The organism is Mesorhizobium sp. M7A.F.Ca.MR.176.00.0.0, from assembly GCF_004023165.1.
In the GTDB taxonomy this organism is placed as follows: domain Bacteria; phylum Pseudomonadota; class Alphaproteobacteria; order Rhizobiales; family Rhizobiaceae; genus Mesorhizobium.
In genome coordinates this window covers 52,670-59,685 of sequence record NZ_RZTC01000015.1, presented here as the reverse complement: position 1 = coordinate 59,685, position 7,016 = coordinate 52,670, and the positions used below count along the sequence as shown (strand labels likewise).

Here is a 7,016-nt window from a genome sequence, read left to right as displayed (position 1 = left end):
CATGTCGAAACGATAGCGGCGCAGCCGCATGCCAAGCGCGACACGCGCCAGGATTTCGGCGCCGGATAGTTCAATGCCAGCGATGGGGTCCAGGACCAGAGTGGCCGCGCATTCCCCCTTGCCTTCCAGATGTGCGGCAAGCAGACCGCCGGCGCGCGCCAACGAGAGGGTGGTTACGGCTTCGGCTTTGCCCAAGGCCAGGACAACCACGCGCTTGGTCGATACTGCCTGCGGGGCGATAAGATCGATGCAGGTGCCGAATCCGGCCAAGGCGGCCGGGTCAGAGCATGCACGAGAGAGAATCCCGCTCATCTCAGCGTCCAGAGCCGCTGCCCGGGGACCAAAGCCTGGTTGGGCAGTTTGCAAAATCACGACGACGGAGGTTTCCGCGGAAATCTCCTCCGCAGCTTCGAAGACCGGCGCTGGCGATTGAGGCATAGGCTGGCGCTCTCTCCAATTGCGGCGATACCGAGCAAAGCTTCGCTCTCCACCGGTGAGACTGGTCAAGCCGGTCTCAGCCGTCGATGGTATGGTACCGGTGTTCCCAAACAGTCGCTTGAGACGACTTAATTGCTCTTGTCCTCTGGGTATCCCCTAAGGGGGCAGGCAATCAAACGCGAATTCTGCCCATGTCGATTGACAAAAACTCAACTGACAATTCATGATCGTCCAATGGCCCTTCCCTCACTCAATGGCATGCGCGCTTTCGAGGCCGCCGCTCGCCTCGGCAGCGTCAAGGACGCGGCGGAAGAACTGCATCTGACACCCTCGGCTGTCAGCCGCCACATCCGCGCGCTTGAACGAAATCTTGGCCAGGACCTGTTCGAACGCGGTTTTCGCCAGATAACGCCAACCATCAGGGGCTCCTACTATGCGCGCAGCCTCTCGGAGGCGTTCGAAGCCATCTGGCGCGCCACCGATGACGTCAGCCTCTCGGACGGCTCGCGCCACGGCAAGATCCAACGGGTCCGGGTCTTGTGCGTGCCCACCGTTCTGAACCTTTGGCTGGCGGACCGGTTGCCGAACTTTCGCCGGTTGCATCCGTCGGTGGATTTGGAGATCTCCACTTCAGGCAAGCGCGCCAACTTCGATTTGGCCATTGTCGACGAGTTCGTCTACAAGGCCGGCCCGGCTTTGACGCTGCTGATCCCGCTGCTTTTGACCCCGGTCTGTGCGCCTTCGCTTTTGGAGGGGCCTGTGCCGCTGCGATCGCCGGCCGATCTGGTCAATCATCATCTGATCCATGAATGCGAAACCATGAGATGGAAGCGTTGGCTGGAGCAGGAAGGCGTTCTGGAAACGACGCCAAAATCCAGCACAACACTCGATGATTGTACGCTCATCATGCGCGAAGCGATCAATGGCGCCGGAATAGCGCTTGCGGACACGATCATGGCGCAAGATTTTCTACAGCAAGGCAAACTGGTCGCGCCGTTCCATGTCCGTCACACCTATCCGGCCGGCATTTACCTGCATCAGCGTCGCAGCATCGGCAACAAACCAGGCACCGGCCTGTTTCAGGATTGGCTGCTCGCTGAAGTCGCGGACCACAAGCAGGTGATGGCCATCGCTTAGATGGCGCCGACCGAAGATGTCGGCAGCCACCGTTTCAGATTGGAATCCCAGCGTCGAACTTCGAATCATCCGTGCCGGGTTCAGCGATGACCCACCATCGCCTTGCATCGATAATCGCAGTTCTCATTGAATATCTTTAAGGCCAAAGCCGGCAAATAGGTTGCTTGTCGGTTCCCCTGCGGCAGGCTTAACCTGCACGCGGTCAACGCGTGAGGGCGCGTGCTGCAAAAGGGGAACATTGCCATGACGATACAGGGTGCTTCACCTGATCTGTACAACGAGGATCTGGCTCCGGCCAAAGTTCGAAACTGGGGACCATTCTCGATCTTCAACGTCTGGACATCGGACGTCCACAGCCTTTGGGGCTACTATCTTGCCGCCAGTCTGTTCCTGTTTTGCGGCGGCTTCGTCAATTTCATCATCGCCATCGGCATCGGATCGCTGATCATCTATGTGCTGATGAACATGGTCGGCTATGCCGGCGTGAAGACGGGCGTGCCCTACCCCGTGCTTGCCCGCGCCTCTTTCGGCATCTGGGGCGCCAACATACCGGCACTGGTGCGCGCCATCGTCGCCTGTTTCTGGTACGGCGCGCAGACGGCCGCCGCCTCGGGCGCGATCGTGGCGCTGCTGATCCGCACACAATGGTTCGCCGATTTCAACGCCAGCACGCATTTCCTCGGCCATACCGGCCTGGAGGTGATCTGCTTCGTGGTCATCTGGGGGCTGCAACTGCTGATCATCCAGAACGGCATGGAAACGGTGCGCCGCTTCCAGGACTGGGCCGGCCCCGCGGTTTGGGTGATGATGCTGATCCTGGCGATCTATCTCTGCGTCAAATCCGGGAGATTTGCCTTCACCAGCGATATCCCGATGGACGTGCTGCTGGACAAGACGAAGGACGCGGGCGTGCCGGGCACGCCGGGATCGTGGACCTCGCTGTTTGCGGTGGCGGCAATCTGGGTCACCTATTTCTCGGCGCTCTATCTCAACTTCTGCGATTTCGCCCGTTACGCGCCGGACAAGGCATCGCTGCGCAAGGGCAACATCTGGGGCCTGCCGATCAACCTGATCCTGTTTTCGCTGGTCGCCGGCGTCACCACCATTGCCGCCTTTGATGTCTATGGCGAGGTGCTGCTGCATCCCGACCAGATCTCGGCGAAATTCGACAGCTGGTTCCTGGCAGCGCTCGCAGCCTTGACCTTTGCCGTGGCAACCCTCGGCATCAACGTGGTGGCAAACTTCGTCTCGCCGGCCTTCGACTTCTCCAACGTCTTTCCCAGGCAGATCGACTTCAAGAAGGGCGGCTATATCGCGGCCGTGATTGCCCTGCTGCTTTACCCCTTCGCGCCGTGGGAAGGCAGTGCCGCTTCCTTCGTCAACATCATCGGCGCGACAATGGGGCCGATCTTCGGCGTGATGATGGTCGACTACTACCTGATCCGGAAGGGCGAGGTCGACGTCGAGGCGCTTTATCGCGAGGACGGCGAGTTCCGTTTCCAGGGCGGCTGGCACGTCAACGCCTTCATCGCCGCCGGCATCGGCGCCATCTTCTCGTCGATCCTGCCCAACTTCACCAACTGGCTGCCGTCCTGGTGGGGCGTCTATGGCTGGTTCTTCGGGGTGGCGATCGCCGGCATTATCTACTACGTGCTGCGCACCGCCGCCCTTGGCGCAGGCGCCAAGACCGCGAAAGCCTGACGAGCATCATCAGGGGCGGCGCAAAGCCGCCCCAACTACCCGATCATCTCGGCCAATTTGCGCACCGTGTTCCAGTTGCGCGACGTGCCGATGCCCATGCGCTTGTGGTTCATTGCCGCGAGCAGCCGCGAACTTGGCCTCTCTCGCGAAAAGACGACCCAGATGTCGCCGCCGAGCGAAGTCACTTTCTCGTCCTCGGCGGCATAGGCCTGCAGTGCCGTCACGGCCTGCTCGGGTGCAGGCTTACGCATCACGCGCACCGCCACCTGATCCGCGGTCGCATTCGATTCCATCGGAAACGGATTGCCGGCGGCAAGCTTCAGCCAGTCCTCGGCACCGCGCACGATGATATCGACATGGCGGCCGAAGGTTTTTTCGAAGGCTGCCTCCAACCACTGTTCGAGGTCGGCGATATCAGTTGCCGGTGCCTCGAAGACCAGATTGCCCGTCGCCACCAGCGTGCGCGGGTTGTTCAGCCCGAGCTCTTCGGCCATGGCCTTGAGGTCGGCCATGACGACCCGTCGCCCCTCAGCCAGGATGATGCTGTAAAGCAGTGCGACATAGGTCTGCATTGCCGCCCGACCTGATCGCTACACCAGCCGGCTCTGCTCCACGGCCGCCTCGATGAAACTGGCGAACAGCGGATGCGGCTCGAGCGGCCGGCTTTTCAGTTCCGGGTGATACTGCACGCCGATGAACCACGGATGGTCCGGGTATTCGACCGTTTCCGGCAACACGCCGTCGGGCGACATACCGGCAAACACCAGGCCGCAATCCTCGAGCCGCTCCTTGTAGTCGACATTGACCTCGTAGCGGTGGCGATGGCGCTCGAAAATCTGTGTGTCGCCATAGATCTCGGCGATCTTGGAGCCCTTGGCGAGCTCGGCCTGATAGGCGCCGAGCCGCATCGTGCCGCCGAGATCGCCGGTTTCGCGGCGCTTCTCCAGCATGTTGCCTTTCAGCCATTCGGTCATCAGGCCGACCACCGGTTCCTCGGTCGGACCAAACTCGGTCGAAGACGCATGTTCGACGCCGGCCAGCGACCGCGCCGCCTCGATGCAGGCCATCTGCATGCCGAAGCAGATGCCGAAATACGGCACCTTGCGCTCACGCGCGAACTTCGCCGCCAGGATCTTGCCTTCCGCACCGCGCTCGCCAAAGCCGCCTGGGACCAGGATGCCATGCACCTTTTCCAGCCAGGGCGTCGGATCCTCTTTTTCGAAGATCTCCGATTCGATCCAGTCGAGCTTGACCTTGACGTGGTTGGCAAGGCCGCCATGCGAGAGCGCCTCGATCAGAGATTTGTAGGCGTCCTTGAGGCCGGTATATTTGCCGACAACGGCGATGGTGACCTCGCCTTCCGGATTGTGGATGCGGTTGGATACCGCCTGCCACGGCTCCATGCGCGGCTTCGGCGCCGGATCGATGCCGAAGGCGGCCAGCACTTCCGAATCGAGCCCTTCCTTGTGATAGGCCATCGGCACATCGTAGATATGCGGCACGTCGAGCGCCTGGATCACGGCACTTTCGCGCACATTGCAAAACAGCGACAGTTTCCTACGCTCTTCCTTGGGAATGGCGCGGTCGGCACGGACCAGCAGGATATCGGGCGCGATGCCGATGCCGCGCAGCTCCTTGACCGAATGCTGAGTCGGCTTGGTCTTCAGCTCGCCTGCCGTCGGGATGTAGGGCATCAGCGTCAGATGGACGTAGACGGCGTTGTTGCGCGGCAGGTCGTTGCCGAGCTGGCGAATAGCTTCCAGGAATGGCATCGCCTCGATGTCGCCGACCGTGCCGCCGATCTCGCACAACACGAAATCATAGTCGTCATTGCCGTTGAGAACGAAATTCTTGATCTCATCGGTGACGTGCGGGATGACCTGCACGGTTGCGCCGAGATAGTCGCCGCGCCGCTCGCGCTCGATGATGTTCTTGTAGATGCGGCCGGTGGTGATGTTGTCCTGCTGGTTGGCGGAGCGGCCTGTGAAGCGCTCGTAATGGCCAAGATCAAGATCGGTTTCCGCGCCATCGTCGGTGACGAAGACTTCGCCATGCTGGTACGGCGACATCGTGCCTGGATCGACATTCAGGTAGGGATCGAGTTTTTTGATGCGTGCGCGATAGCCTCGCGCCTGCAGGAGAGCCCCAAGGGCCGCTGCGGCAATGCCTTTTCCAAGTGAGGAAACCACGCCGCCTGTGATGAATACATATCGCGCCATGGGAGTCATCGCTTAACGCGGCCGGATTGATTCCGCCAGAGAAAAAACCGCCGCGAAGCTTTTTTCCCAAGAAGGCGCTTGGATCGTGAACAAGGCAAAACAAAAGGGCCGGCTGAGCCGGCCCTTTCGGCAGGATGACGAAACGTCAGATGATGACGACCTTGGTGCCAACCCTGACGCGGCTGTAAAGGTCCATGACGTGCTCGTTGATCATGCGGAAGCAACCATTCGAGGCGCTGGTTCCGATCGACTGCGGCGCAATGGTGCCGTGGATGCGCAGATGCGTGTCCTTCTTGCCGTCATAGAGATAGATGGCGCGCGCGCCGAGCGGATTCTGGCCACCGCCGGGCATACCGTCCTTATACTGGCCGTAATGCTTCGGCTCGCGCTTCTGCATGTCCAGCGTCGGGATCCAGCGCGGCCATTCCTGCTTGTCACCGACTGCAACCGTACCCTTGAACTGCAGGCCGTCGCGGCCGACCGCGATGGCGTAGCGGCGCGCGGTGGAGGACGATTCGACGAGGTAGAGGCGGCGCGCGCTGGTGTCGATAACGATGGTGCCGGCAGCGTAACCGCTGAATTCCACGTCCTGCGGCACGAATTCCGGCTTCACCTTGAACTGCTTCTTGGCTTCCCTCTTGGCGAGAGCCTGGTCGAGAGCCCGTGTCTCGGGAAGATATGAAATCGACGAAGAGGAAGAGCTACCGCCGAAGAGACCGGCGAACAAACCGCCGCTGCTCGGCTGCTTCTGGCCGATGACCTCGCTGCGCAACTCGCCATTGTTGCCGGTCAGGGCGATGTTCATCGCCTCTGCCGGAAGCGGCTCGGCCGACTGGATCGGCGCGATCGGTTCGATCGGTTCGATGATCTTGGCAACCAGCTTCTTGGCCGGCTTGGCATCGGCCACCTGGGTTGCCTGCGTGCTCTTGCCCTTCTTGGCCAGGAACGCCTGCCGTTCAGCGTCGGCCTTGGCCTTGGCCGCCTCGCGCATCGCCAGTTTCCTGGCTTCGAGCGCCTTGGCTTTGGCGGCTTCCTTGTCGGCAACGATCTTGGCCTCGATCTTCTTGATCTGGGCGAGGTCGTCGGGCGTCGGGTTTTTCTTCTTCTTGAGAAGCTTCAATTGCGACGCATCACTCTTGACGGCGACGTTGATTGCAGAAGTTGTTTCAGCCGAAGGCTGTGCGGCCATATTTGCCGGCACGCCGGCGGAGGCTGGGGAACTCATGCCGAGTGCGGCGCAAAGTCCCAGGAAAATGAAGCTGCGAAGCTGCATGGCGAAGATCCGATCGTTCTATGCTTGTTGCCCACGGCGTCGCCCAGCGCCCCCCAAGGGCGCCGGAAATGCCGCGCGCAATCTATAGTCGAATAAGCGCGGCTGCCTCAAGCGCGAGGCCCCGCCTCACCCTGTCGAATCTTCGTGATCTTGCTGCATTTGCCGCGACTGTGTTCAAACGACCACAGATCGCGGTTTCAAGCGTGGAAGACTATTGGTTCGGGACCTGCGGGGTCGCCGGTGCGGCG

Annotated in this window: 6 protein-coding genes; 2 read left to right on the top strand and 4 right to left on the bottom strand. The window is 61.1% G+C overall.

Annotation, left to right across the window (positions count from 1 at the left end):
• The coding region (locus EOB59_RS36050) for a M17 family peptidase N-terminal domain-containing protein (protein WP_281061715.1) at window positions 1–312 on the bottom strand (312 nt) is incomplete at its 3' end.
• A gap of 360 nt (window positions 313–672) precedes the next feature.
• On the opposite strand from EOB59_RS36050, the gene EOB59_RS07850 reads away from it, so the two are divergent.
• Together EOB59_RS07850 and EOB59_RS07845 are read left to right on the top strand one after the other, a co-directional pair.
• Complete coding sequence (locus tag EOB59_RS07850) at window positions 673–1,575, top strand: LysR family transcriptional regulator (protein WP_127397238.1); 903 nt, start codon at window positions 673–675, stop codon at window positions 1,573–1,575.
• Window positions 1,576–1,818: 243 nt separating this feature from the next.
• Complete coding sequence (locus EOB59_RS07845; protein WP_127268714.1) at window positions 1,819–3,276, top strand: NCS1 family nucleobase:cation symporter-1; 1,458 nt, start codon at window positions 1,819–1,821, stop codon at window positions 3,274–3,276.
• 35 nt (window positions 3,277–3,311) lie between these two features.
• Here EOB59_RS07845 and EOB59_RS07840 read toward each other — a convergent pair whose 3' ends face one another.
• From EOB59_RS07840 to EOB59_RS07830, 3 genes are all read right to left on the bottom strand, one after another.
• Window positions 3,312–3,848 carry a DUF1697 domain-containing protein gene (locus tag EOB59_RS07840; protein WP_127268715.1) on the bottom strand — a complete coding sequence of 179 codons (537 nt, stop codon included), beginning with the start codon at window positions 3,846–3,848 and terminating at the stop codon, window positions 3,312–3,314.
• An 18-nt stretch (window positions 3,849–3,866) separates the two neighbouring features.
• Window positions 3,867–5,495, bottom strand: a complete 1,629-nt coding sequence (locus EOB59_RS07835; RefSeq protein WP_164895606.1) for a CTP synthase — start codon at window positions 5,493–5,495, stop codon at window positions 3,867–3,869.
• A gap of 145 nt (window positions 5,496–5,640) precedes the next feature.
• The gene (locus EOB59_RS07830) at window positions 5,641–6,768 is read right to left on the bottom strand and encodes a L,D-transpeptidase (RefSeq protein ID WP_127398848.1); all 1,128 of its coding nucleotides are present in this window, start codon (window positions 6,766–6,768) and stop codon (window positions 5,641–5,643) included.
• Window positions 6,769–7,016 lie beyond the last annotated feature (248 nt).